The sequence below is a fragment of the Acaryochloris sp. CCMEE 5410 genome (assembly GCF_000238775.2).
Classification (GTDB): Bacteria; Cyanobacteriota; Cyanobacteriia; order Thermosynechococcales; family Thermosynechococcaceae; genus Acaryochloris.
Genome location: NZ_AFEJ02000001.1, coordinates 1,131,828 through 1,157,040 on the forward strand (window position 1 = coordinate 1,131,828; position 25,213 = coordinate 1,157,040).

Annotated in this window: 21 protein-coding genes, 1 tRNA gene and 1 pseudogene; 11 read left to right on the forward strand and 12 right to left on the reverse strand. The window is 47.5% G+C overall.

Features of this window, described 5'->3' with window-relative positions; translation table 11 throughout:
- Positions 1–2: 2 nt before the first annotated feature.
- Positions 3–971 carry an arsenosugar biosynthesis arsenite methyltransferase ArsM gene (arsM, locus tag ON05_RS05000; protein WP_010477644.1) on the reverse strand — a complete coding sequence of 323 codons (969 nt, stop codon included), beginning with the start codon at positions 969–971 and terminating at the stop codon, positions 3–5.
- A 749-nt stretch (positions 972–1,720) separates the two neighbouring features.
- On the opposite strand from arsM, the gene ON05_RS05005 reads away from it, so the two are divergent.
- The 5 genes from ON05_RS05005 to ON05_RS05025 all read left to right on the forward strand — a co-directional run bounded on the left by ON05_RS05005 (position 1,721) and on the right by ON05_RS05025 (position 8,501).
- On the forward strand, positions 1,721–2,875 hold the full coding sequence (locus ON05_RS05005; protein ID WP_010477646.1) for a PleD family two-component system response regulator: 1,155 nt from the start codon (positions 1,721–1,723) through the stop codon (positions 2,873–2,875).
- 33 nt (positions 2,876–2,908) lie between these two features.
- On the forward strand, positions 2,909–4,174 hold the full coding sequence (locus ON05_RS05010; protein WP_010477648.1) for a chemotaxis protein CheW: 1,266 nt from the start codon (positions 2,909–2,911) through the stop codon (positions 4,172–4,174).
- Between the two features lie 102 nt (positions 4,175–4,276).
- On the forward strand, positions 4,277–5,635 hold the full coding sequence (locus ON05_RS05015; protein ID WP_010477650.1) for a methyl-accepting chemotaxis protein: 1,359 nt from the start codon (positions 4,277–4,279) through the stop codon (positions 5,633–5,635).
- Between the two features lie 113 nt (positions 5,636–5,748).
- A complete protein-coding gene (locus ON05_RS05020; protein WP_010477652.1) occupies positions 5,749–8,088 on the forward strand; it encodes a hybrid sensor histidine kinase/response regulator in 2,340 nt (779 codons plus the stop codon).
- Positions 8,085–8,501 carry a response regulator gene (locus ON05_RS05025; protein WP_010477654.1) on the forward strand — a complete coding sequence of 139 codons (417 nt, stop codon included), beginning with the start codon at positions 8,085–8,087 and terminating at the stop codon, positions 8,499–8,501. Before ON05_RS05020 ends, ON05_RS05025 begins: the two co-directional genes overlap by 4 nt.
- 3 nt (positions 8,502–8,504) lie before the next feature.
- Here ON05_RS05025 and ON05_RS05030 read toward each other — a convergent pair whose 3' ends face one another.
- The 3 genes from ON05_RS05030 to ON05_RS05040 form a co-directional block, all read right to left on the reverse strand.
- Positions 8,505–9,716, reverse strand: a complete 1,212-nt coding sequence (locus ON05_RS05030) for a glycosyltransferase family 4 protein (RefSeq protein ID WP_010477665.1) — start codon at positions 9,714–9,716, stop codon at positions 8,505–8,507.
- Positions 9,716–10,636 carry a TIGR01777 family oxidoreductase gene (locus ON05_RS05035; protein ID WP_010477666.1) on the reverse strand — a complete coding sequence of 307 codons (921 nt, stop codon included), beginning with the start codon at positions 10,634–10,636 and terminating at the stop codon, positions 9,716–9,718. The genes ON05_RS05030 and ON05_RS05035 overlap by 1 nt, the downstream gene beginning before the upstream one ends.
- 105 nt (positions 10,637–10,741) lie before the next feature.
- Positions 10,742–11,134 carry a hypothetical protein gene (locus ON05_RS05040; protein WP_010477667.1) on the reverse strand — a complete coding sequence of 131 codons (393 nt, stop codon included), beginning with the start codon at positions 11,132–11,134 and terminating at the stop codon, positions 10,742–10,744.
- Positions 11,135–11,363: 229 nt separating this feature from the next.
- Between ON05_RS05040 and ON05_RS05045 the strand changes: the two genes are divergently transcribed.
- A tRNA-Val gene (locus ON05_RS05045) sits at positions 11,364–11,435 on the forward strand.
- 99 nt (positions 11,436–11,534) lie between these two features.
- Here the strand turns inward: ON05_RS05045 and ON05_RS38410 are convergent.
- The 7 genes and pseudogenes from ON05_RS38410 to ON05_RS05080 form a co-directional block, all read right to left on the reverse strand.
- A pseudogene (locus ON05_RS38410) lies at positions 11,535–12,436 on the reverse strand (mechanosensitive ion channel family protein).
- 96 nt (positions 12,437–12,532) lie between these two features.
- Entirely contained in the window at positions 12,533–12,934 is a 402-nt protein-coding gene (locus ON05_RS05055) for a hypothetical protein (protein ID WP_262561222.1), read from the reverse strand.
- 109 nt (positions 12,935–13,043) lie between these two features.
- The gene (locus tag ON05_RS05060) at positions 13,044–14,120 is read right to left on the reverse strand and encodes a hybrid sensor histidine kinase/response regulator (RefSeq protein ID WP_010480176.1); all 1,077 of its coding nucleotides are present in this window, start codon (positions 14,118–14,120) and stop codon (positions 13,044–13,046) included.
- 144 nt (positions 14,121–14,264) lie between these two features.
- The gene (locus ON05_RS05065; protein WP_010480172.1) at positions 14,265–15,434 is read right to left on the reverse strand and encodes a hybrid sensor histidine kinase/response regulator; all 1,170 of its coding nucleotides are present in this window, start codon (positions 15,432–15,434) and stop codon (positions 14,265–14,267) included.
- Between the two features lie 4 nt (positions 15,435–15,438).
- Positions 15,439–15,870: a response regulator gene (locus ON05_RS05070; RefSeq protein WP_010480170.1), complete on the reverse strand. Its 432-nt coding sequence runs from the start codon at positions 15,868–15,870 to the stop codon at positions 15,439–15,441.
- 172 nt (positions 15,871–16,042) lie between these two features.
- The gene (locus ON05_RS05075) at positions 16,043–18,877 is read right to left on the reverse strand and encodes a PAS domain S-box protein (RefSeq protein WP_139026126.1); all 2,835 of its coding nucleotides are present in this window, start codon (positions 18,875–18,877) and stop codon (positions 16,043–16,045) included.
- Between the two features lie 122 nt (positions 18,878–18,999).
- Complete coding sequence (locus tag ON05_RS05080; RefSeq protein ID WP_010480167.1) at positions 19,000–19,920, reverse strand: protein phosphatase 2C domain-containing protein; 921 nt, start codon at positions 19,918–19,920, stop codon at positions 19,000–19,002.
- Between the two features lie 235 nt (positions 19,921–20,155).
- Between ON05_RS05080 and ON05_RS05085 the strand changes: the two genes are divergently transcribed.
- Genes ON05_RS05085 through ON05_RS05100 form a run of 4 tightly spaced genes read left to right on the forward strand, consistent with a single transcriptional unit; the run spans position 20,156 to position 23,812 of the window.
- Positions 20,156–20,596 carry a tetratricopeptide repeat protein gene (locus ON05_RS05085; protein WP_010480165.1) on the forward strand — a complete coding sequence of 147 codons (441 nt, stop codon included), beginning with the start codon at positions 20,156–20,158 and terminating at the stop codon, positions 20,594–20,596.
- Positions 20,597–20,604: 8 nt separating this feature from the next.
- Positions 20,605–21,552 (forward strand): bestrophin family protein, encoded by a 948-nt coding sequence (locus ON05_RS05090; protein WP_010480163.1) that lies wholly within the window; start codon positions 20,605–20,607, stop codon positions 21,550–21,552.
- Between the two features lie 56 nt (positions 21,553–21,608).
- Positions 21,609–22,325, forward strand: a complete 717-nt coding sequence (locus ON05_RS05095; protein ID WP_010480160.1) for a response regulator transcription factor — start codon at positions 21,609–21,611, stop codon at positions 22,323–22,325.
- A gap of 38 nt (positions 22,326–22,363) precedes the next feature.
- On the forward strand, positions 22,364–23,812 hold the full coding sequence (locus tag ON05_RS05100; protein ID WP_010480158.1) for a CHASE3 domain-containing protein: 1,449 nt from the start codon (positions 22,364–22,366) through the stop codon (positions 23,810–23,812).
- A 182-nt stretch (positions 23,813–23,994) separates the two neighbouring features.
- Here ON05_RS05100 and ON05_RS05105 read toward each other — a convergent pair whose 3' ends face one another.
- Positions 23,995–24,135: a photosystem II reaction center protein T gene (locus tag ON05_RS05105; RefSeq protein ID WP_010480156.1), complete on the reverse strand. Its 141-nt coding sequence runs from the start codon at positions 24,133–24,135 to the stop codon at positions 23,995–23,997.
- A gap of 377 nt (positions 24,136–24,512) precedes the next feature.
- Here ON05_RS05105 and ON05_RS05110 point away from each other — a divergent pair, with 377 nt between their 5' ends.
- Positions 24,513–25,094 carry an HdeD family acid-resistance protein gene (locus ON05_RS05110; protein WP_010480154.1) on the forward strand — a complete coding sequence of 194 codons (582 nt, stop codon included), beginning with the start codon at positions 24,513–24,515 and terminating at the stop codon, positions 25,092–25,094.
- Positions 25,095–25,213 lie beyond the last annotated feature (119 nt).

The window sequence follows — 25,213 nt, forward strand, 5'->3', positions numbered from 1 at the left end:
GTTTAGCAACAGCCTCCACCGTCGTAATACCAAGTCGAGTCGGTGATCATAATTGCTTGGGGATGGGCTTTGGCGAGTTTGGCTGCCGTCTTGTCACACACGGCGAGGGGAATGCCTAAACTCAAAATGTGACCGGCCTTGTCATCAAAATACTCTTCAGGTCCGGTATAAACCGCCATCTTGCCCGTAAACACACAAGCCCCATCCTCGGCAATATCTACCTTAAAGGAAACGGAGTCTAAGCTCTCTAATAGCAAATGCTGATCTAGCTTGTAGTTTTCCTGATCGAGCAGGCGATAAGGGCGACGGGCTCGAATTTCAACTTGTCCAAAGCCAGCATGGATAATGCGCTGAACATATTGTTCGTAGGTTAGAGCGCCCGACAAACACATGGCTCGTAACCGATCATCTTGCTGTAAGTGTTCTGGAATGGGGCGAGTGGAAATGGGGTCACTCATCACCAAGCGACCACCGGGTTTCAGCACTCGATAGGTTTCTTGCAGGGCGCGAGACAGATCTTCGGGCTCAAAGATATTGAAGAGGCAGTTTTGAGCGACAACATCCACGGAGTTATCAGGAACCGGCAGGGCAAAGGCGTCGCCTTCTTTAATCGTGACAAAGCTGGTGTCGAACCACTCATTTTCTTCGGCGGCAATTTCCAGGTTGCGGGCAGCCGCTTTGCGCATTTCATCCACTGGATCTACGGCAACCACAGCGCCGGGGCGACGGGAGAAGTAGGAAAATTGCAGGGCTTCCAAGCCACCGCCCACGCCAACATACAGAACCGTAGGGTTACCCGATAATTCCGTCGGATGAACGGTTGTACCACATCCATAGTTCATTTCCTGCATTTGCGGAGGCACCACCAGGCCCGGCAGTTGCAAAGGAGTACTTTGGACACAACATAAGCCCACTTCTGGGGTTTCAGCGACTTGACTGTAAAACTCTGCTGCGGATTCTAAATACGTCATATTGGTCAACGATGGATTTGTAATGAATGGTCATTCATGGGCACTATGCCATGTTTGTTTATTTTTTGCAGCTTCAAGACATCAATCGAGAGGATTTGAGTATGGGTCGAAAGCGCGTATTGCTCATTAAACAAAGGGATTAAGGGGCTAGTCCCCTTAACTTACAGACTCATTAAAACGAAGCGGTATGAGTTTTCCCTGAGAGTTTCCCGATCTATAGATAAAATTCTGAGCCTTCTGCAAGAGACTGCCGAGCCTAATAAGCCATGAATAAAAACCGTATTAATTTATACAAAATTAAATATTTTAGTTACGTTTGATACAAAAACAATGATGATTTTAAGGATTTTTCTTTCAAACAGAACTTAATTTTTTAGTGTCTGAATTTATTTTCTTGGGCATTATTTCTTTCCCAAATCCTCCTGCAATAATCTGCCTTTTAAATGGGCAAACTAATATAAAAGTGCAAAGTGTCAACTAATAATAGTGAATTTAAAAATATCCATCCATTCTAGATTCAACTCTTTTTAAGAGTGGGCTTTATCTAGATGTTTTACTAGCAGGCTAAGTAATCAACTACGCCGCTGAAAGCAGACGGGGTATGAGAGATGTTTCACGCCCAATCCGTAGGCTTGGTTTGTGATCTTTACTTTTCGTCGCAAGCAACGGGGAATGTACCCCGACTAGATTCAAAAGTCGCCCTTTACTGAATTTTAGGGTTGGCACTTTTCTCATGGGGAAGGAATGAAATGTTTAAGTTCGGAGCAGGAAAATTACAGAAAACGCTAGACCAACTGCACCAGGAAGAGTTCTCAGGTGTCGTCTATATCAATGCAGCCCTTGGTCAACAGGACAAGGTCAGATCACGGGTAATTGCCTTTCATAAGGGGGCGATCACCTACGCGGGCAGAACCTTGCCTACTCCCCTTGAGTTTTCCCAATTGGTGGGTGAGAAGCTGAAGCTTAAGGTCATGAAGGCGGCAATGACGTTAGCTGAAAAAAGGACAAAAGATTCCACCTCAATTCTGGCGTACTTAGCGATTTACTTCCGACTCGATCTTTTTGGCTGGGACGACGTGGAAAAGGTGATGAGATCGCAAGTCGTGTCTTGTCTCGATCAACTATGGGCCTATGCCGGTACCTTGAGAACCGAAGAGGCCGTTGACTTTGATTTGGCCTATGGCGAAGACGGCCACGGTTATAATTGGCAGCAGCTCTGTTTGTCATTGACCCAGCGACAACAGGGCTGGGCCTCCTTGGCACCGGCGATTCCTTCCATGGATGCCATCCCTCAGTCCATTCTGCAGGGTAATTATGAGACAGTTGATGACGAGTACGCTCAACAGCATCTGAGAATATGGATTGATGGCAACCGATCCTTGCTGGATATTGCCGAGCAGTTGCAACGCGATCCACTGGAATTAGGCCATCTCTACTTACACTGGCAAAAGATGAGTTGGGTCATCTTCGCTGGCGATCAGCTTCAATATGTAGGTGGAAACCCAATTTCAACGGCTCAACAGAGCTTACCCTTAATTTTGAGCGTGGATGACAGTGTCGTTGTGCAAACCATGCTCAAACGAACGTTATGTGATCACTATCGAGTTTTGACCGCAAGTAACGCCGTTAAAGCCCTCAACCTTCTAAATAGCCATCCCATAGAGTTGATGTTGTTGGATGTCACCATGCCGGATATCGACGGCATTGAATTTTGTAAAACGGTTCGGGGCATTTCGAAGTTCAGAGATCTACCGGTCATTATGCTGACAGCTAAGGATGGCTTAATCAACAAGGTTAAAGGCCAAATGGCCGGATCAACCCACTATCTGACCAAGCCTGTCAAAAAAGAAAAGTTACTCAGTGTGATTGAAAAGAACCTTCCTGCCCCCACAGTGAATCGTTAGCGGGTTCGAGTATTTCCCAAAGGATATAGGGTTATGGACAACCAAGCTTATCTAGTCTTCCAACTCCAAGAGTTGCGGTATGGAATTGATGCTGAACTCGTACAAGAAATTTTTCCGTTACCGGAACTAACGCCCCTTGCGGAAGCGCCGCCAGATATTATCGGTATGCTGAATCTGCGAGGAAAAATTGTCCTGGTCATGCATTTGGCCTGTCGGTTGGGCCAATCTCAGCCCACCTGCACCCTCAAAGACGCCGTTATCCTTATGGACTGGCAAGGTATTCAAGTCGGGATAGTCGTTAATCAGGTCCAAGATGTACTCACCTTTGATACCGCAGCTATCGACACCTCGATAGATTATGGCCGACCTCAAGGGTCTCCTTATATAAAAGGGGTCACCAAGGAATTAGAGGTTCCTGTTGTATTGCTCAACCCAGATTCCCTGATCCGTCAGCCAGATCAGGTCGCTAGCTTAGTCTGGAAATCTGAACTGGATACAGTGGAGCCTGAACTCCCTGAAATTTCCCTCAACTTAGACACAGATACATCTGCAGAGGCGCTGGAGGAGGTGGACGATCCAGATGAGATCGCAGCTCTGCATCAACAGTGGGAAGCGCTACTGAATGACTCTGATTCAGAGCCAATGTTAATGGCTGATCTAGAAGTAGCTAACTCTGGATCAGATCACCGATTAGAGGCTGATCTGGAAGAGGCAGTTGCCCCTGCCCCTCCCCCCTCTCAGCCTCCTAAACTGGGTACTTTTTTCGAGCGCTATTGCCCCGACGCGTCTGAGGTTGATCAAGACGTTTTTCGGCAGCGGGCAGCCAATTTAAGGGAGGCACTCACCGACACCGATCCTGCTGATTTGCGATCTCTAGCGGTTGTGGGCCTAGGCAACCAGTATTTTGGTTTGGACTTAAGTTGGGTTCGAGAATTTATCAATATTCGGTCCGTGACCCCCATTCCCTGTTGTCCCCAACATATTGTGGGCAACATCAATTTAAGGGGGGAAGTGATGACCTTGGTGAATATCCAAACAGTCTTAAATCTGTCCGGCGAATTGAGTGAGTCTCCGCAAAAAGCGGTCGTATTTGAAGTAAACGATGTCGTGGCAGGTCTCACCGTTGATGAGGTGGTCAATGTAACCGCATTATCATCAGCCCAAATTGCCCCCATCCCAGCCGCTGTCTCCGCTGCTTACCGTGAGTTTTTGCAAGGAACGATTCTCTACGACAATCAATACCTCAATATTCTGGATTTACCGAAAATGATTAGCCAAGGAGTCTTGAATGTGGCTTAGCTAATCGTACCTGGGACTAGGGATGGTTCATTCAGCTTTTTGTAACCGCTATCTGCAGACTTCTTCCCCACCCTTTATCAATCAGAGGACACAGGCAATTCAATGAAAATTACAAACCAACTCCGATGGACCGTTGCAGGCTTGACGGCTTTTGCAGTAGGAACCACTGTATATACAGTAAGCAATATCAGTCGCAATACCCTAGACGGTTCCGTGGTGAACAAAGCTGGTATTGTTCGGGGGGCAACCCAACGATTGGTCAAGCTAGAGACCAATGGCACACAAGATAACCCTCTGCGCCAGAAAATTGATGGTTTGATCAACGGTTTGATCAACGGAGATCCCGAACTCGATTTACCCAAAGCTACAGATCCAGCTTTCCTCGAAAAAATTCAGGCGGTAGAAACTGATTGGCAGGCTCTAAAGGGAACGATTGATCAATATCGGCAAAATCCTAGCTTAAAAGCCAAATTAGTGGCTGAAAGCGAAGACTTCTTTGGATTAACCAATGAGGCTGTGTTTGCAGCAGAAAACGCAGCAACCAATAATGTTACGGGGCTGAGCAATACGCAGTTTGGTGTGATGGCTCTGAACTTGGCTATTCTTGGATTTATTTTCTGGACAATTCAGCAAGCCTCAAAGGTGTTAACGAGTTCAGTGGGATCTGTAGCCACCAGTTCCTATGCGATTGCTGAAACCGTTGGCAAACAAGAAAAAATTATTTCCGAACAAACTCAATCCGTGAAAGACACCACGATCACGATTGAAGGATTGGGGACTGCCTCTATGCAAGCGGCTCAGCAAGCGAGTCTGTCAGCCAAAGGAGCCCAAGACGCCCTGGAACTCTCCAATACTGGAACCCAATCTGTGACTGAGACTGTAGAAGGGATTAACAAGCTGCGGATGAAAGTAGGAGAAATTGCTGAGCAAATTATGCAGTTGAGTGAACAGACTGGGCAAATTTCCTCCGTATCCCAATTGGTGGCAGGGATTGCGGATCAAACCAACATGCTGGCCCTAAACGCAGCGGTGGAAGCGGCCCGAGCCGGGGAGGAAGGAAAAGGTTTTGCGGTGGTTGCCGGTGAAATTCGAAAGCTAGCGGACCAAAGCCGAAGTTCTGCCGACAAGATTAATACCCTGGTTGCAGACATTCAAGCCTCCATTAATAGAACCGTTATGGTAACGGATGAAGGCACCAAAACGGCGACGAAGGGAATTCAACTGGCTGAAGCAACCAATGAAGTGATTCTGAAAATGGCCCAGTCTATTCAGGAGGTGTTTGAAAGTAGTCAAAATATTGCGCAGAATTCCAAGAAGCAGGCGGTTGTGGTCCAGCAAGCTGTTTCCGCGATTAATACCATTAACCTGGGTGCCCAAGAAACTGCGTCTGCAGTGAATGACGTACACTCATCCACTGAACAGTTGACGGATGTTGCTCAACAATTGGCGGTTTCGGTTTAAGACTGACTCCCGATCGAGAAAGAAAAACTCACCTGGAGTTCGGGGGATGCCATGGCGAAAACTTGGACTCTCCTTGCTCACCTCTACTTTGTATCGAAGTAAATATAACAACCATGTTCATCGAAGATGACGAACTGCGTGGACTTTACCAAGCTGCCAGTACCGAACATATCGAAGCCATAGAAGCGGGCTTGATTTATCTGGAAAAACATCCTGGGGATCGACAGCAGTTGCAAGCACTCCTGAGAGCCGCCCATTCCCTCAAGGGGGATTCGCGAATGCTGGGGGTTGAAGATGCCGAGACCGTTACTCATCAGATGGAAGATCTCTTGTCTGAAGTTGAGCAGGGGGAACGAGTTTTAACATCCGGATTATGCGATCGCCTCTATACCGGACTGGATGCAGTTCGCAAAATTGCCCATACAGCCGTCACCGGGGAACAAACGGATGTGAGTGTTTTTCATGTCCTGGCCCAGTTGATGGCTGCAGAGGATAGCAACACTCCAGCAACAACTGCCGACCTTCGCTCACCTGAGCTGGATGAGGCTGTCCCCATAGACCCGAAGCCAACTTTGATCCAAGTTGCAGAAGACAACGATCCTGATCTAGCGGCAGAACTCCATCAATTATTAAAGCAGTCTCCTCCAGACGATGATCAACCTAAACCAACTAAAGGACTCATAGCTTCTCCAGTTTCGTCCTATCAAGTTGATACCGTCCGGGTAGAGGCAGCCAAGCTGGATCAGTTGATGACCCAGGCAAGTGAGTTGGCCGTTACGAAACTTCGAATTGCCCAGAGAATTGGGGAAGTGGAACAGTTAGCCACCCTTCGAGAACAGTGGACCGCTGATCTGCTCGCTCAACAATTAAGCTTAGCGACGCTGAAGCAGCAACTTTCTACCACCGATGCTGGGTTGGTGGATCAAGTTTTTCAAGTTCATCAGCAACGTCTGTCTGCTTTAGGGTTCCAGATTGAGCATCTCAAGGCCCAGGTGGGAGAAGATTCGACCCGCTTGGATATTACGGCGAACCAATTAGAAAGTGGTATTCGCAACTTGCGGATGTTACCTGTTGCGGGCCTATTTCAACTGTTTCCTCGTATGGTGCGGGATTTGGCTAAACAACAGCAAAAACAGATTGAGCTGGTTTTAGAAGGTACAGATACCCTGGCGGATAAAAACATCTTGGAGCAAATGCAGGCCCCCTTAACTCACTTGGTTCGCAATGCCATCGACCATGGCATCGAGTCTGCCGCCGAACGGATGGCGATGGGTAAGCCTGAAACAGCCACCCTCCGTTTAAGGGCGTTTCAATTAGGCAGCAGTATTGCCATTGAACTGACAGATGATGGCCGAGGTTTGGAGTTGGCCAAGATCCAAGAGACTGCTTTGAGGCGAGGTCTACATACTAAGGCCGAGTTAGACCGCATGACGACCAGCCAAGTCCAATCCTTGATCTTTGCACCGGGGTTTTCGACTCGGACCCAAGTAACGGAAATTTCAGGCCGTGGGGTCGGCTTGGATGTGGTGCGGGCCAATGTGGAACGACTACAAGGCACCATACAAGTTCGTTCGATTCCCAGCCAAGGCTGCACCTTTCAACTCACCCTCAGTTCTAGCTTAACCACCACCGCGGTCCTCATTGTTGAGGTAAATCAGCACCCTTACGCGATTCCCCTGGAATTTGTAGACAAGATGATTAGTGTCACCCCTGGCCAAATCTTTACAATGGAAGGGCATCCTACCATTACGGAGCAAGACCAACCTTTGTCTGTCCTGTGGCTGAGGGATGTACTTGAATTACCAGCAGAACAGGATAGACGAAAAACTGAACGCACAAATATTCCTTGTGTGATTCTCCAAATTGGTTCAGAACGCTTGGGGCTATTTATCGATCAACTCGTAGATCAGCAGGATATTGTACTAAAACCCCAGAGTAAATTGCTGAAACGCATTCGGAACATCACCGGGGCCACTATTTTGGGGAATGGTGAGATCTGTATGGTGCTCAATCCCCAAGATTTCTTGCAATCCACTCAAGGTGTTGCCGATCTAACCTTCTTTGAGCATCTCAGTGGGACCGTGACGTCGAAGGTGTTATTGGTCGAAGACTCTATTCCAATCCGAACCCAAATGAAGCGGATTTTACAAGGGGCTGGCTATGAGGTCACTGCAGCAGTAGACGGTCAAGAGGGACTGGAGAAGCTGCAGGTCGAGCACTTTGATGCAGTGGTCTCTGATGTGGAGATGCCGAATTTGAGTGGGCTGGAAATGACATCGCAGATTCGGCAGCGTCAAGAATACCAACAACTTCCCATTGTGTTGGTGACTACGCTAGCGAAGGAAGAAGACAAGCGTCGCGGGTCGGAAGCGGGGGCAAACGCTTACCTGACCAAAGGAAATTTTGATCAAACAATACTTATCGACACCTTAAGGAGGTTAATTGCATCATGACTGATCCAATCAAAGTAGTTCTAGTAGAAGATTCTGCAGTAGCCCTCCAGATTCTGCATCGATTGTTGGATTCTGCCCCAGAAGTGAATGTTGTGGGGACAGCCCAGGATGGCAGTGAAGGTTTAAAAGTGATTTCTCAAACAATGCCAGATGTCATTTGCACCGACTTGCAGATGCCCAATATGGACGGTTTAGAATTTACCGAAAAGGTGATGCAGGACTTTCCCTGCCCCATACTGGTCATCAGCAATAGTGTGCATCCATCGGATATAGACAATATTTTTAATCTGATGCAGGCGGGGGCCTTAGACTTTTTCCCTAAACCCAATTCTGGGTCGGCGACGGATTACGAAATCCTGAAAAAAACTCTGGTGACTAAAATTAAGGTCCTGGCGTCTAAAAAAGTGGGTTAGCCCTTAGCGAGTTAGCCAGTCTAGGTGCTGGGGCAACAGCTTCGCCAAGTCATAGGTTTTCTGAATAGTCTGACGAGCATTGGCTCGGAGTTTTGCCATGTCATCGGGGTGATCGAGGGCTTCTTGGATGCGATCGCACACCTGTTGCGGCGAGAAAAAGTCCACTAGCAGCCCATTTTGCCCGTCTTTAATCACCTCTGTCACTGGGGCCGTATCGGAAGCCACCAGTAAACAGCCTGTGGACATGGATTCCAACATGGACCAAGACAGAACAAAGGGGCGAGTGAGATAAACATGCACGGAAGAAGCTTGTAACACCTGCAAATACTGGTTGTAGGGCAACCGCCCCGTAAAATGCAGCCGCGACATATCTAGGGATAAGGTCTCCAGCATATGTTGCTTGTAAGTTTTACCATTCGGCAGCTTCTTGCCATAAGCCACCCGATCCGCCCCGACCACGACTGTGTGACAATTAGGTCGTTGTTTCTGCAATAAGGCAATGGCTTCCATAAACTGAGGAAACCCCCGATAGGGCTCCATGCCTCGCGCTACATAGGTGACAATTTCATCCACCGCCGACAAATCCAAATTCACGTCGGGCAGTACTAGCTTGGCCCCCGGTTTAGGCTGAAAATATTCCGTATCAATGCCATCGTGCAAAACCTTAATCTTGCTGTGAAATTCTGGCGGAAATTGTTGACGTTGCCATTGAGTCGGAGACAGACCATAATCACAACTCGCCAAATCCAATAAAATTGGGGCATTTTTAATCCGAATACGGGCCTCTGCATCGGCATCAAGGGGATCGGCAGGATCAAAATCAGCATCCGTACCGTGGGCATGGTAGTACCACTCAAAAAAGCAGCAGAACTTTGCCTTCGGGAAAATATCTTTTACAAATAACCCCGGCCCCCAACCAGAATGGGCATAAACCACATCCGGCACAAATCCCCGCTCGCTCAGCTGCTGGGCAATTCGATACACCGCCTGCCCTTCCAACACCGCACTTTCGAGGGGGCGGACATAATGATGGGTTTCGGGGCGGACTTCCCGTGACGGTTTGTACAAAATTTTTTGGACTCCTTGAATCTGTCCCTCCTCCCTAGCCGTCCCATACACCACTTGATGCTTGGGACTCTTCGCCAACACCATCGCCAAATGCCGAAACTGGGCCGGAAAATTAGGGTGGAGGAACAGAATTCGTTGCAGCGCCATTAGGTCAAGATCTGTTTAAGGGCCGAGTCAATGGTCTCATATTTATATTGAAATCCATCGGCCTGAGTTTTCTCTGGTCGTACGTTTTGTCCTTCTAGAACTAACTGAGCCGCTTCCCCTAACAACAGCTCTAGAGCAATGTCTGGCACCGGCAGCCAAGAAGGGCGATTGAGCACTTTGCCCAGGGACTCACACAGTCCATTCATCCTTACCGGATTGGGGGCCGTGGCATTGTAAACGCCGGATTTACTAGTATCCGTCAAAGCAGTTAGGATAAAGTTCACCAAGTCATCTAAATGCACCCAAGAAAACCACTGTTTGCCACTGCCAATGGGACCACCGGCAAACATTTGAAATGGGGGCAGCATTTTGGCTAAGGCTCCACCATCCCCCAAAACAATACCAATCCGAAAAATCACTAATCGTGTACCAGCGTCAGTGGCCGATTGCGCTGATTTCTCCCAGGATTGACACACTTCTGCTAGGAAATCATCGCCAGGATTACTTGATTCATCAAAGGTAGCGGTTTCACTAGTACCATAAAACCCAATGGCAGATGCATTTACGAGAACTGATGGCTGGTCATCCGCAGCAGCAATGGCCTCAACTAGCTTTTGGGTACCCACTGCGCGACTATTAATGATTTCTTGTTTACGGCTGGTCGTCCAGCGATCGCCCACGAGGGGTTCTCCAGCCAGATTGACTACCCCATCCCAACCAGAGAGGGATTTTTGCCAATCCCCTGAAGCTTGAGGCTCATAACCTTGAATGTTGACATTCGAAAATTTTTGGGAGGGAAAAAGCTTAGCCGCTTTATCGGGACTCCTCACCAATGCTAAGACCTGATGGCCTTCTTCTTGCAACCGTTCAATAAGGCGTTGGCCTACAAATCCGGTTGCTCCTGTTACGACTACTTTCATGGGGATGCCAGCTGCTTGTTCCCTCTGATCATACAGAAGGCCAGCCCTGAGTTCACACAGAAGGCAAACCTCAAGTTTTCAACAATCGGCGCTCTGTTGCCGCGATTAATGTCCTAATCGGTTCTGCTCAATCCACTGCATAGCAACACCTAATGATTCGGCATTAAAGGTTTTACCAGAGCGGGGATCTGCCACACGCCACCATTCTTCCCCTTTAGGGGTGATTCGACGCTCTAAGCTGAGTTTCCTTCGTGAGATGAATGTCTGGGTTATGTGTTGCCAAAGCCGGATAGCGTTTGGCGGTCGATGAGGGGGAGGTGAAATATCACGCCAATGGTATTCCAGCTGGAACCGTTCATGGGTCAGGAGTTCAAGCAAATGCTGATCGTGGTTGGCTGCCGCAACATCCATACGATTTTGTAAACTTGCCATTATGTTGGCTTGTCGCTGGGCAAATGCCGACGATAAACCATTTTTCTTAGGGATTTCAGTATTCATGAGCTAAATCCATCACAAGCCGCTTCCTTATAGGCTAATCAGCTTTTTTGTATAGCCCAATACATTTAAATAAAAACTTAAATTAATTTACCTCTGCTTAATTTAACTAGCCGAAGAATTTTTACACCTGAACTCTATTGAGGTTAAAGATATAGAACGTTACGCTTTGGAGCAATCGTTGTTAATTATTGCTCTAAGGTAGATGACTATGTTAGATTGATTGACCCAAGGGCGATTAGCACAGGGGTAGCGCGCTTCCTTCACACGGAAGAGGTCACTGGTTCAAATCCAGTATCGCCCATTCCATCAATTTCACCTTTGGTATAGGTCTATATAAGTAAAACACTCCACACTAAATTGTGGAGTGTTTCTGTGTAGCCGAACTTATGGGCGTTAGGACTCATACCTTAGATAAGGAGCGATGACTACTGTTATTGTTACTGGGTAGGTAATCGTTGTAGTTATCTTGGTTGTAGTAATACAGCGTCCGAATAGGATAAGGAATAGTGATATCTGCTTTATCAAAGGCTTTCTTGATGGCGATTATCGCCTTTGTCTGGACTCGTCTTACCTTCGCTTGTTGGGGTTCCGTCCAATAGCGAACGATAAAGTCAATCGAACTATCCCCAAAGCCAACCAAGTCAATTTCCGGTGCAGGGTTAGAAAGCACCCCATCCAACTGCTCAATCGTGCCTTGCAAAAGACTGGCAGCATCTTCTAGAGGCGTATTGTAGTCAACCCCAACCCCTAGATCCGTTCGCCGACTGGGATAAGCCGTTTGCACCTGGACTGCACTGGTAAACACATTGGCATTGGGAATCAGAATCCGTTCTCCCTGATATGTACGAATCTGAGTGGTGCGGAAATTGATTTTCTCGACGGTTCCTTCAAAGCTATCGATGATGATTGGTCATTGATACTGAAGGGTTCTTGTAGCAGCAATAAAATACCTGCGAAAAAGGTTTTGATAATGTCTTGAAACGCAAAACCAATCGCGACGGAACCTAAACCCAGAGTGGCAATAATATCCCCTAAATCTAAGCCAGGAAACGCCAGTACCCCTGCAAAAACAACACCAATCACCCAGGTCATAACATAGGCCGTTTTCTCTAGGAGGATTTGAATTGAATGACTCCGAAAGGCTGTCTTGCCCGCTTTGCCCGCAATACGCTGCGCCAATTGCGCCATATATCGGGTTAGGAATAAAACAATGACAGCCGTTAACAGTGCTGGGAAAATTTTGACTGCACTTGCTAGCAGCTCATTTAAGCTTGACTCAATCGTCTTAAGAATATCGGACATTATCGTGATTGACTTCTACCTACAAATTCTGGGACACTGCTGACTTTCTCAGAAGCAACGGAGGATGGATCACTCAAATTCTTTACTGAAATTTCCCTAAAGCGGCTTCAAAGATTTTTGTAATTCTTGCCCAGCTTTCTCTAAACCGTTTTGGATCTCTTCCCAAGCGCTCTCGCTGGACCGGTGAAGTTTGGTGAGTTGAGCCTGCATGGCATCTCGCTTCACTAAAGCCTCTTCCATCATGGAATGGTATTCAACTTGAGCACTCGCAGCTACTTGATCGGCTCTGGCTTTCATCTCTGCGAGTTGAGCATCGTATTGATCCAGTTGTGCTTTGACTTTTCGATATAGGCTTGTCTGCTGTCGGTTGTCATGGGCATGGGAAACGCTCCTTATAGCAAAATCTTCAAATCCTTCTCCTCTGCACTTTGGCCATTCTCCAGATAATCTTGATGCAATGTCGAGTACAGAATGAATGTTGCAAGTGTGAAGGCTCATCCTTACCCTATCAACCCAAGCTGGGAAAGGGTTCTACCTTCAGGCATATATAGATCTACGCCTAGCGGTATAGATCTGTGTTGCAGGAGCCTTATTGGTTCGCCGGTCGCTAAATGACCGTAAGAGGGAGCTGAAGGGTGAAGGTACTTCCTTGACCGGGTTGAGATCGCACCGACAATTCCCCGCCATGGGCCTGGACCACTTGCTGGCATAAATGCAGTCCTAGGCCGTGACCAGCGCGATTATGCTGGGTCTGTTTAAACCGCTCAAAAATCTGAGCTTGGTCCGCTTCGGCAATCCCCACGCCGGTGTCTTGAATTTCAATGAGAAGGTGTTTCGGATCGGAGGTACTGGATACGGTTATAGAACCCGTGTCCGTAAACTTGATGGCATTGTTGATGAGGTTGGTGATCACCCGGCGTAGCTCCATGCGATCGCACCTCAGTTCCCGCACTTCGGTCTGCCAGTCGCAGGTTAACTTCAGTTGTTTTTCTAAGGCCAGGGGATTGAGTTCTGTGACCACCTCAGTGATCAGTTCCTGCATATCAACGGAGATAAAACTGAGTTTCTTTTCTCCCAGTTCATAGCAGTAGACCTCTAGCAAAGTGTTGAGCATCTGTAGCAGATTTTGGTTGCTGTTGCTAACGCCCGCTAGGGCTTCCTCTACTGCTGGAGCGATATCTCCAAATACCCCTTGGCGGACCAAATCCACCATGCGATCGCAAGCAATTAACGGCGTCCGTAAATCATGGGTGAGGCAAGAGATAAAGTTCTCCCGCTGATCGATGGACTGCTTGAGACGCAGAAGCGATCGCACCCGCGCTTGCAGTTCGTCTAGTTCCACAGGCTTACGGATAAAATCATCGGCCCCGGCATCCAAACCCTTGACCACACTGGATCGCTCATGGGCAGAAATCAACAGAATGGGAATGTAGGGCAATTGAGGGTCATTGCGAATGGTTTGGGTGACTTCGTAGCCACTCATCCCCGGCATCATCACATCCAAAATCACTAAATCCGGTTGGGCTTTCTGGATTTGTGCCAACGCCGCCGGGCCACTGTCTGCCAGCACAATCCGATAGCCAGCACTTTCCAGCATCATTTTGAGCAGCATCAAATTATCTGGCATATCATCGACAGCCAGAATATAGCGAGAAGGTTGTATAGGTGAGGCAGCTGGTGGCATGAGCTTGACTAACAGTACGTTTGCAAAAAGATCGGTCAGTCTTGTTGATGCCAGCAAGATGGCTCAGTTCTAAATCATAGGAGATTTTACCCTTCCATTGGAAACGGATTGAACCTGAATAGGCAAGTGAACAACAAATGTTGTTCACTTTTCCGGTTGACTCGTAACTGAGATGGTTCCTTGCATGGCCTTGACCAAGGAGTGGGTGATTGCCAGTCCCAACCCTGTGCCAGGATGGCTACGGGTCAGGGATTGATCTACCTGGCGAAAGGGTTCAAATATGGTTTCTAAATACTCTGGCGGAATCCCAATGCCAGTATCTTGAACCGACAGTTCAATCTGATCCCCATCGAGGGGGTTGGCACAGATAGTGACTCCCCCGGACTCTGTAAATTTGATGGCATTGGAAATGAGGTTGACTAAGATGCGACGCAGAAACTCTGGATCAGTCATCATCTGCAACGGGTTCAGAGGGTCTGGGAGGTGGGTCTCTAGGGTGAGATTTTTATCTAAGGCGAGGGGTTGCAGTTCTTGAACCGTTGCCAGCATAAGCGTTGACAGTTGAAAGTCCTGGGGATGAATCTCTAGACGATTCGCCTCAATCTTAGAGAAATCCAACACTTCATTGACCATGCCCAAGAGGTTACGGCTGTTGTCAAAAATCCGTTTGACCATATCCAATTGTTGCTCACTCAAGGGATCGGGATACTGGCGTAGGAGCAACTGGGAGAAACCCATAATGGCATTCATGGGGGTGCGTAGCTCGTGGGAGATGGTGGCGATAAACTCGGATTTAAGACGATAGGCTTTCATGAGTTCTTGGTTCTGAGTTTCAATCTGAGCCCGCCGTTCAGCTAGTTCGTCATTTTGCTGGCGCAGTTGATCGTTCGACTGTTTTAATCGCTGATTGGCAACGTGGGCCGCCTGTTCTGCCCGATGCAGGCGGATGGCACCCTGGACACTTCGGGCGAGGGTAGCTGGTGCAATCCGGGCTTTAGATAAATAGTCTGCTGCCCCCGCTTTCATCACCTCAACCGCTACCTGCTCATCTCCCTGTCCGGTGAGCACCACTAAGGGGGTATCAATCTCCAGGCGTCGGAGATGTTTAACCAGTTCTAAACCGTTCTGGTCCGGTAAAAAGTAATCAATTAGGATACAGTCAAACTGACTAGACTTCACAGCGGACTGGGCGGTTGCACCATCATTAGCTTCGATCAGATCAATATCTAAAGCGGTTTTGAGCAAAGCCCGACGAACTGCCATCCGATCGACTTCATCGTCATCAACGACTAGGATTTTTAAGGTTTCGTCCATCAGCCTAGAGCATTTCGCAAAGGGTCCAGTATTTGTTGAGGGTGGCCATTACTTCCGCAAACTTGGAAAAGGTCACGGGTTTAAGGATGTAACCCGCCACATTATGGTTGTATGCCTCGATGCGATCTCGATCTTCATCTGAGGTGGTCAACACCACCACAGGAGTCGATTTTAATGCTGGATCATTCCGAATCACTTCCAAAAATTCCAGCCCATTCATCTTGGGCATGTTGAGATCAAGCATAACTAGGCGTCGAGATGCTGGAACTGTTGGAGCTTCTCCCTCCCGTCCTCGCAACATAGACAAGGCTTCTAAGCCATTATTCGCAATATACAAGGGATTCGTGATCATCGCCTTCTTGAAGGCTCGCTGGACGTTCATCACGTCCACTTCATCATCCTCTACGAGTAAAATATTGATCGCTTTATCGGTCATCTCCCTTCAATCCAATTCACAACATAAACTCACCCTAAAAAAATACGTTATGGAGGCTCCACTAAACTATAGAATTTCAACTATGATTCACCTCTACAAAAAGACAGAGATGTCAATTCTCGTTTTGCCATCATTTCTGCTCATTCTTCAAGATTCTTTTTTAAGCAAAAGCTCATTTTGGCCAGGTAAAGAAGAAAGTCGAACCGTCACCCACCTGAGATTGCAGCGTAATCGTTCCACCCTGAGCTTCAACCAGTTTTTTGACGATAGACAGACCAATCCCCGTACTTTCAAAACTATCGCGAGCTTTTAGCGTTTGGAAAATATTGAATACTTTCTCGTGATATTGAGGATCAATCCCCGGCCCATCATCTGTCACTACGAATTGGTAGTAGCTACCTCGATCTTGGGCCATAATTTCGATCCGACCGTGATCTTGATCATGATGTTTGATGGCATTGCTAATCAGATTCGCAAAAACCTGTTGCAAGGGTAATTCCTGAGTCGCGAAACATGGCAATGTAGGATCAATCTGCACCACTATACTGTCAGGAACATCAATAGAGTGAACCACTTCAGTAACCAATTGCCGGACATCGACTACTTGACTGGCCTCCCGCAAGCGACCTGCTCGGGAATAGGATAACAGACCATTGATCAAATTTTCCATCCGCAGCACCCGACTGCGGAGCAAGGTCATATAATTACGAGTCTCTTCCGTCAATCGATCTTCTAGATCTTCTTCCACCCACTCAGATAGATTAGCAATGGCCCGCAGGGGAGCTTTCAGATCGTGGGAGGTCACATAGGAGAACTGGTCGAGTTCTTGATTGCGCTTTTCCAATTGGACAGTCGTCGCCCTCAATTCAGCATTTAACTGAATCAATTGATCTGCTTGGGATTTTAGATTCAGTTCTGATTGTTGAAGTTCGGTAATATCGTTTAGGGTACCGAAAGTACCCATCGTAAAACCATCCACATCAGGAGAGGGAACAACCCGAATCTCCAACCACCGTCGTTCCTGGGTTTTGGTTAAAATCTCAATTTTATAATTGAGAACGTTTTCTTCTCCTTGCATCAAACGGTTGAATAGGTCTTGCCACTTCTGGTGCTTAGTTTGGGAAGACACAAATCTTGTGATTGATTTTCCTAAACTTTCACCAATGGTATATCCCGTAATTTCAGTCCAGGCCGAGTTCAGGAATGTCCAACAGCCGTGGGTATCCGTTTGAAAGATGACTTCCTTCACACTATCCACAACGGTTCGATACCGTTGCTCACTCCGGCTTAACGCAGCTTCGGCCCGTTTTCTGGCCGTAATATTCTCAAAGGCGACCCCAACACAGTGATCGGGGAGGGGAAAAGCCTTGAGGGAGAAAATTCTGGTTTCGCCGTTTGGCAGGGTAAAGGCTGTATGAGCTAAATTTCGAGATTGCTGAGCCTTAATCACTTGTAGAAGGGATAGGGGGACATTGGGATTATGCTCAACAAACTGAGGAAAAAGGGCTCCCATCCGATCGCCCGTTTTGCTCTGTAGGTCCATTTCTAGCAGATCTTCAGCGGCTGGGTTGGCAGCCACAAGCTGCAACGCCTCGATTGATTCTAAATCTGGCGCGCTCCAAACCAAAAAACCAAGCTGGATATGATTAATGATCTGTTCATACAGTTCAATGGCCGCTTTGGCGGCTTCAGCCTGTTGACGAGCGGCCTGCTCTTGGACGAGTAACAGTTCTTTCTGGTGATTCGCCGCTGCTAGCTGAGCGGTACGAGCCTTTACTCGGGATTCCAAATCTCGGTTGAGCCTTGCCAGTTCTTGTTCCGCCTGTTTCTGAAGGGTGATGTCTTGATGGGACCCAATCATGCGCAGGGGCTTACCCTCGTCACTCCATTGTGTCTGACCTCGGGCCAGAATCCACTTATAGCTGCCATCCTTACACCGCATCCGATATTCGGCTCGGTAGTGAGATCCGTTGTTCTGTAGGTGGGATTCAAGGGCAGCAGCAATATCTTCCCGATCACTGGGATGAACCAACCGTCGCCATCCTTCAAAACTATTCTCAACTTCATGGTCGTCAAAGCCTAGGGCCTGTTTAAGTCGGGGAGACATAAAGGCTTTATTGGTGACAATATCCCAATCAAAGAGGCCATCTCCAGTCCCTTGGAGGGCTAGTTGCCAGCGGTCCTCGCTGGCGCGTAGCTCGATCTCAGCCTGTTTCCACTGTGTGATATCCTGCATGGCTACCACCGCGCCCAGTTTTTGACCATCTTGAGCGTAAATTGGATCACCACTGGCCAAAATTGTCCGGGCGGGGCCTTGCTTAGACTTGATCACCATCTCAGCATTTTGGACGGACTCTCCTTGCAAGGCTCGGTATAAGGGAATGTGATCCTGAGGGAGGGGGGTTTTACCATCCGCTTCATACAAATCGTAGAAGTCAGCCCACTGCTCTGGGGGAACTGCATGCAGGGGAAGTCCATGGAGTTCTTGAGTCGCCCGGTTAAAGAGGGTCAATATCCCTTGGGCATCACAAGCAACGATGCCATTGGACAGGTTATCTAAAACAGCCTGCAAGAATTTTTGACTATAGTCCAACTCAGATCGCAAGGGAATAGCGGTGTTAGCTATTTGTAAAGTTCCCATCCAACTGCTCTGCTGATTCTGATCGTCCCAACGCGGCTCACCTTGAACGATGACAGAGTGTAGGTTGCCATCAATTAAGTAGAGATTAAGCAGCATCTCAAACGCTTGCTGTTTATGAAAAGCCACTTGCCATTGATGACGACTGGATTCACGATCCGCTTCAGCTATCGAATCCCAAAAAGTCTCTCCTAGACTATCTGCGGGGAACCGCCCCGTTAGCCCTTGCCATCGGGTACTGAGCCAATTGACGTGACCTTGCTGGTCAGCTTCCCACACCACAACGGGTAGAGCATTAGATTCTTGCTGACTATCATAGGTAGGCGAAGGCAGGGGAAGAGAGGGAAGAAATCGAGAATTGGAGGTCATATTATCAACAAGGCACTGATCTAAATTCTCCACTAAATGCTCTCAATCCATCACCCCGTACAGAATAATTCTTTATGCTCAGAATATCCTCTGATACTCTGGACCCTCTCATGCAAACGCAGTTATTGGTGAGGACGTAATCGAATCGCTATGGCAGTAATGTTGTCATGACCATTTTTCTGGTTGGCCAATGCCATTAGTTGATCCATCCCAGTCGCAAGATCGGTACGAAAATCCAACATTCCCATTAGATGACTATTGGCATGGTTTTCCAATAAATCGTGATCGCTGAGGCCATCAGAGCAGAGGAGAAAGACCGTATCTTCTTCTACCGCTAAGGTTTGAGACTGAGGGCGGAGCGATTCTCCAGACCAAGGTCCTAAGGCTTTGGTCAGTTGTGGCCCAAAGGCTTGCGCTTCTTCTGGGGAATAGCCTTGCTGCAAAGCCCGCTGATAGGCATTGTGATCGGTGGTTAATTGCTGCAAACCATATTGCCGTGTCAACCGATACAGGCGACTGTCACCAACATGGACATATCTAATGTGGGTATTATTTACCATCACCACAACGGCCGTGGTCCCCATGCGGCCCGAGCCAGCACGCTGCTCTCTCTGGTTGCGTTCATAGACTGCTTTATTGGCCGTATTAATAGCCAGTTCTAAGCCAATTTCAGTAGGTAAATGGCGTTGCCAGCGGCTATTCAGATAACTCCGTAGGGTTTTAGTCGCCAGTTCACTTGCCACTTCTCCTCTAGCCATGCCTCCCATGCCATCACAAAGGATATAGAGACCTCGATAGCCACCATCAGGAAGATCAGGAGTGCAAAAGTGCTGCTGATCTATCGAAAAGTAATCTTCATTATGGGTGCGATCACGCCCTACATCAGTCCGTCCAACAGACTCTAAGCTTAACAAGGACTGGGATGGGGATAAGAGCTGAGTAGGTCGTTCTGACAACTTTTTGAGGGCCTCCTGGTAAGTAATTCCACCCGTTTTAGGGTCATATGTCTGAGGATCGGTCAAGAGCTGATGGTTATATTTCATGAGTTAAGGCAAAATCTGACAGTTCCATTAAATTGGATTTGACGGAGAATCTCCTCTACCTCTAGCCGTAACTTATAGTTCTGTCCATCCTCCCTAAGGTAGAGATCTTGAACCATTAATGACTTAAATTTTTATCCATTTCTATCTTTGGAGAGGGGCATAATCCTATCTTTTAGAAGAAGTATGACGCTCCTGAATTTTCTAAGGTGGAAAATAGTAATGACACGATCTATTTATGCCTTTGAGATTTGTACCAACCTTATGTTTAGTAATTGTCTGTAATAGCGTTCTACCTGGAATAGCAACGGCAACACCTGAAGAGCCGGGCCGCAGCTTTGAACGCCCCACCACCGTTCGTCAGCCTTTACCTGACACGCTACAAACGGCTCAGGACTGGCAAACGGTGGGAAGGAATGCTTTGATTGTCGAGGATTATATCAATAGCCTCCAAGCCTTCAATAAAGCGGTGGATCTCTCCGCTGGACAAAACCCACAAATTCTGGAGCAGCGAGGTTGGGTTCATTATTTGCAGAAACGATACGAACGCGCGATCGCAGATTTAAACCAAGCGGCAGCCCTTTACCAAGCGCAATCCCAGACCGCCAACTATCGCAACGTTCGTCGCATGCGGCTGTTTATTGAAACCCAAGCCGACGAACTCAATCTTTCCAGCTAAACGACACTATGGATACTCCAACTAAAGCGAATTGGCTAGCAACCACTTTCAGACTCGACGGCTCCGTTGCGGGCATTATCCTGCCTCGAATTTTAGCCTTTACCGGGTTTACCTTGGCCATCTGTGGTCTTGACTATTTTGACTACCCCACCTACCTCCAAGAAATCGGTGACTTAACCACCAATGTGGTCTACAACCTGGTCTTGGGCTTACTGCTCGTATTTCGTACCAACACGGCCTACGATCGCTTTTGGGATGGCCGCAAAGCCTGGGGAACACTGGTCGTTAACAGCCGCAACTTTGCTCGTCAGGTTGCCTTACTGTGGCCTTCCACCAAAGCCACCCCCTCTATGGATAGAGACACCCTACTCAATCTACTGGTCGCCTTTGCCCTAGCCACAAAACTGCACCTGCGATCAGAACCCATCGGTGACACCCTGCAAGACCTGATTACACCTGAGCAAGCCGAAATTTTGGCAGACGCCCAGCATCCTCCCTTACAAATTACGTTTTGGATTGGGATGCACCTGCAACAGGCTCTGCAACAAGGCCATATCGACAGCAACCAAGCCTCTAATCTTGACCAAGCTCTGGGCCAAATGATTGAAGGGTTGAGTAGCTGTGAACGTATTCGTTCCACTCCCCTTCCCATTGCCTATCGAATTTATTTGAAACGGTTGATTCTGATTTACTGTGTGGGCTTACCCTTCCGCTGGGTGCCTGAAATTCATGGATGGGCATTGCCCATGGTGGCAGTGGTGAGCTTTATCCTGCTGGGCCTGGAAGAAGTAGGACGAGAATTAGATAACCCCTTTGGTCAAGGTGCTAATGATTTACCCATTGATGACATTTGCCAAACGATTGCCGACAATGTTGATCAAGCCAAAGCAATCAGTGCCACGATCGGTATATCTTCATTGAAGTCAAACGAACATCCCAGTCCGACCTACCATTAACGGTCTCCTAGTCCGTTGTCTGCTCCTCTCAATCTTCCGTTAAAAAAGGCGAATCCATGACTAAAATTCAGGTTGTTGTTATCGAAGACCATGATCTCAGCCGTGTGGGCCTAACCGCCGCGCTCCAGCACAGTGGGACCGTGGACGTTCTCGGATCAGCGGCCAATGGTCGCCAAGGTCTGGAGATGATTCAGCAATATAAGCCCGATGTTGCCATTTTGGATATTGGCTTGCCAGATATTGATGGCATTGAAGTAACCCTACAGCTCAAACAAGTCCAGGAAGCGGATGAGACCTTGCACACCAAGGTGCTGATGCTGACAGCCAATACCAGTGAAGATGCTGTACTGGCGGCCTTTGCCGCTGGCGCAGATTCCTACAGCCTCAAGGAAGTCAGTGTCGAGGATTTACTCAGCGCCATTCAGCTGACCCATGAAGGTAATGCGTGGATTGATCCCAACATTGCTCGGATAGTCTTGCAGCAAGCTAAAGCGTCAAAAGAGACTCCCCAAGACGCTGAAGCTGACACCACAGTGATTAAATCCACCGATCCGGAATACCAAGCCATCTTAGAAACAGAACCATTAACAGATCGCGAATTAGAAGTTTTAGAACTGATTGTGGCAGGATGCAGCAACGCCGTTATCGCAGACAAGCTATATATTTCCGTCGGCACCGTCAAAACTCACGTTCGCAGTATTTTGAACAAACTATGCGCCGATGACCGCACCCAAGCTGCCGTCAGAGCCCTCCGGTCAGGCTTAGTCACTTAATAAGTTTCCAGGGAGACTGAATCGAACATTGCAACACTATGGGACAAGCCGAGCAAACCTCTAAAGCCAAAAACCCCGCCAAGGGAAAATCCATCCTACATTTTTGGACGAACCTATCCCTGACGCGCCAAGGAACCGTTATTTTAGCCATCCCTTTAACCTGTCTACTGATCACGATGTCGGCCTGGGTCGGCACGCGCAAGAATGAAAATTTTACCCATCGGCAAATCGTCCATACCCAGAAGGTCCTGCGTACCAGCGATCAACTCTTAAACGCTTTGATCAATGCAGAAACAGGCATTCGCGGCTATGGACTTACCGAGGATCCTAAATTTTTGGCTCCTTATCGAGAAGCATTACCCGAAATTGAGCCAACGCTAAGGGCATTATCTCAACAGGTTCAAGAAAACCCAGAACAAAGCCAACAGATTACCGAGCTAAAACTTTTAATCCAGCAAGAACTGGATATTCTGACTAAAACCCTGAAACAAATTGAAAACGATTTCCGATTTGCCCCCCAGGCCCCTCGCCTCGGGGCTTTAGTGGAGCAAGGGAAAGCCCGAATGGATGCGGTCCGGCAATCTCTGCAAGACTTTAAAGATACTGAGCAGGAAATATTGGTAAAACGTCGCACCCGTCTTAGCCAAGCTAGGTTTGTCAATGATGCCCTATTGGGGGTGTCTGGTGTAATTAGCCTGCTGGGGTTTGCCGCCGCATTGTCTTTGTATCGGCAAACGGAAAAGCAAATGCTGCGCCGAGGGGATGAATTAGCTGCCACGAACCGTATTTTGGCAACGGCAAATCTCACCTTAGCCGATCGCAATAAGGAGCTAGACCAGTTTACCTATGTGGTTTCCCATGACCTGAAAGCCCCTTTGCGAGCGATTGCCAATCTTTCTGAGTGGATTGAAGAAGATCTCGACGAAAAACTAGACGAAGAAAATCGCTACCAGATGAACTTGCTGCGAAAACGGGTTCATCGTATGGAGGCATTGATTAATGGGCTGCTGCAATTTTCTCGGGTAGGACGCCGCCAATCCACAATAGAAACCGTTAGGGTCGGCGACCTACTGGCCGACATCATCGATTCGTTGGCTCCCCCTGCCGAATTTAAGGTTGAGATTGTGGGGCCAATGCCCACTCTACAAACGGATACCCTCCAATTACAGCAAGTCTTTAGTAATCTGCTGAGCAATGCGATTAAACATCATCACCAATCTGAGGGGCATATTCGTGTTTCAGGTAATACGCAGCTCGATTTCTATGAGTTTGTGGTGAGCGATGACGGTCCCGGTATCGCTGCAGATTATTACGACAAGATCTTCCAAATCTTTCAGGTTTTAGATAGTCGAGACGCCACAGAAAATACAGGAATTGGCCTATCGATTGTCAAAAAGATCATCGAATCTAAAGGGGGAAGTATCCAGGTCGAATCTGAGATCAATCATGGTACAACGTTCAGGTTCACTTGGCCTCAAGAAGAGTAATTTATATCAAGGAATAAATATTCCCTACCAGAAACTTCAAAACCATACTTTAATTACCTAAAATCCCAAAACACCGATTATTTGAATCAGATTTTTGGACCAACCAAAATTAGTCATATCATCTTTTTATTTCTATCTTATTGCGCGCCATCCTATTCTTGGATGGCGCGCAATATACTATTTTATCTTCTAGTAGACTGAGAAGATTCACGAAAACTTCGGCTTTGAATTTTATCAAGGGTGGGTTTCTCGCGGAAGAAAACAGCAAAAAAGAATAAGCCGATAATACAGGCTAAGATAAAAACGTAGGCTATGACGTCCATTAAGAATTCTCAAAAAACTGCGTTTTTGCTCAATAAATATCGAGCAACTAGATAAATAATATAAGCAAGAAAGGTTGTCACAGAACTACCTTTAGACAGAGATTTTGGCCTCATCTAATTCATCTAATCTTTCTTGAGAAGGTGGATCTATTATGCATAGCACCTGCAATCACTTAGAGATATCAACTGTATTTTCAACCAAGAATATCAACATCAATAGTTCCCGTAGAAATGCTAGCTATACCTGAGGGCAGGTGAAGTTTTCATAGCTTTCTCTCTCAAGGTAGATTCAATTCAACACTATTTCACAGATGATAACTACAGATTAATTCGCGGAATTAAAATTTCAATATTTCGCAACCAGAAAGGATACATATATGAGTAACCAAGATATTCAAAAAAGCCAGCCGACCTTTGGGAAATGGTCTATCGCCCTGGGGGCTCTGCTTGTTGTACTAGGCTTTGTCGCCATTGCCATGCCCTTCGTCAGCACGTTAGCCACTGAACTCGTAATTGCAGGCGTCTTTTTTAGCAGCGGTATTATTCAATTGATTTATGCCTATCAATCTCGCGCTAATGTAAAAAGCTTAGCCTTTAAGATTCTCTTAGGTGCAGGCTACATTGGCTCTAGTGTATTGCTGCTGTTCTATCCTCTTCAAGGGGTCCTGAGCCTAACCCTTGCTGTGGGTACTTTCATTCTTGTAGAAGGTATTGTGCAAGCCATAATGGCTATTCGTATGCGAGAGGATGAGTCTAGCTGGTATTGGACCCTAGGGAGTGGTGTATTTGCCGTTGTATTTGGTCTTTCGATTATGTTGGGCTGGCCTGCTGACTCTGCCTGGATTTTAGGTCTTCTGATTGGCTTAAATCTAATCTCTGATGGATGGCCAATGGTAGTCTTTGGCTTGACAGATACCGATCTGTTTGGCTCCGGTCCCCAGCAACCCCAAGCCAGTTAGGATAAGGTTGATGTCATGCATCAGTTAGACCTTTCTCTATTGTCTGCCACCAGCCATTAAGGTTGGTGGCAGCTGACTATCGCACTGGAAAATCCTACTGAATCACCTTTAAACTTCCA

What these genes read in the sequence shown, in the direction of transcription:
- ON05_RS05030 (WP_010477665.1), bottom strand. Translation starts at nt 9,716, where the DNA reads ATGGCGCTGCAACGAATTCTGTTCCTCCACCCTAATTTTCCGGCCCAG.
- ON05_RS05055 (WP_262561222.1), bottom strand. Translation starts at nt 12,934, where the DNA reads ATGAGCCTTCACACTTGCAACATTCATTCTGTACTCGACATTGCATCA.
- ON05_RS05025 (WP_010477654.1), top strand. Translation starts at nt 8,085, where the DNA reads ATGACTGATCCAATCAAAGTAGTTCTAGTAGAAGATTCTGCAGTAGCC.
- ON05_RS05095 (WP_010480160.1), top strand. Translation starts at nt 21,609, where the DNA reads ATGACTAAAATTCAGGTTGTTGTTATCGAAGACCATGATCTCAGCCGT.
- ON05_RS05110 (WP_010480154.1), top strand. Translation starts at nt 24,513, where the DNA reads ATGAGTAACCAAGATATTCAAAAAAGCCAGCCGACCTTTGGGAAATGG.
- arsM (WP_010477644.1), bottom strand. Translation starts at nt 971, where the DNA reads ATGACGTATTTAGAATCCGCAGCAGAGTTTTACAGTCAAGTCGCTGAA.
- ON05_RS05100 (WP_010480158.1), top strand. Translation starts at nt 22,364, where the DNA reads ATGGGACAAGCCGAGCAAACCTCTAAAGCCAAAAACCCCGCCAAGGGA.
- ON05_RS05010 (WP_010477648.1), top strand. Translation starts at nt 2,909, where the DNA reads ATGGACAACCAAGCTTATCTAGTCTTCCAACTCCAAGAGTTGCGGTAT.
- ON05_RS05085 (WP_010480165.1), top strand. Translation starts at nt 20,156, where the DNA reads ATGCCTTTGAGATTTGTACCAACCTTATGTTTAGTAATTGTCTGTAAT.
- ON05_RS05065 (WP_010480172.1), bottom strand. Translation starts at nt 15,434, where the DNA reads ATGGACGAAACCTTAAAAATCCTAGTCGTTGATGACGATGAAGTCGAT.
- ON05_RS05105 (WP_010480156.1), bottom strand. Translation starts at nt 24,135, where the DNA reads ATGGACGTCATAGCCTACGTTTTTATCTTAGCCTGTATTATCGGCTTA.
- ON05_RS05020 (WP_010477652.1), top strand. Translation starts at nt 5,749, where the DNA reads ATGTTCATCGAAGATGACGAACTGCGTGGACTTTACCAAGCTGCCAGT.
- ON05_RS05080 (WP_010480167.1), bottom strand. Translation starts at nt 19,920, where the DNA reads ATGAAATATAACCATCAGCTCTTGACCGATCCTCAGACATATGACCCT.
- ON05_RS05070 (WP_010480170.1), bottom strand. Translation starts at nt 15,870, where the DNA reads ATGACCGATAAAGCGATCAATATTTTACTCGTAGAGGATGATGAAGTG.
- ON05_RS05005 (WP_010477646.1), top strand. Translation starts at nt 1,721, where the DNA reads ATGTTTAAGTTCGGAGCAGGAAAATTACAGAAAACGCTAGACCAACTG.
- ON05_RS05035 (WP_010477666.1), bottom strand. Translation starts at nt 10,636, where the DNA reads ATGAAAGTAGTCGTAACAGGAGCAACCGGATTTGTAGGCCAACGCCTT.
- ON05_RS05075 (WP_139026126.1), bottom strand. Translation starts at nt 18,877, where the DNA reads ATGACCTCCAATTCTCGATTTCTTCCCTCTCTTCCCCTGCCTTCGCCT.
- ON05_RS05015 (WP_010477650.1), top strand. Translation starts at nt 4,277, where the DNA reads ATGAAAATTACAAACCAACTCCGATGGACCGTTGCAGGCTTGACGGCT.
- ON05_RS05060 (WP_010480176.1), bottom strand. Translation starts at nt 14,120, where the DNA reads ATGCCACCAGCTGCCTCACCTATACAACCTTCTCGCTATATTCTGGCT.
- ON05_RS05090 (WP_010480163.1), top strand. Translation starts at nt 20,605, where the DNA reads ATGGATACTCCAACTAAAGCGAATTGGCTAGCAACCACTTTCAGACTC.
- ON05_RS05040 (WP_010477667.1), bottom strand. Translation starts at nt 11,134, where the DNA reads ATGAATACTGAAATCCCTAAGAAAAATGGTTTATCGTCGGCATTTGCC.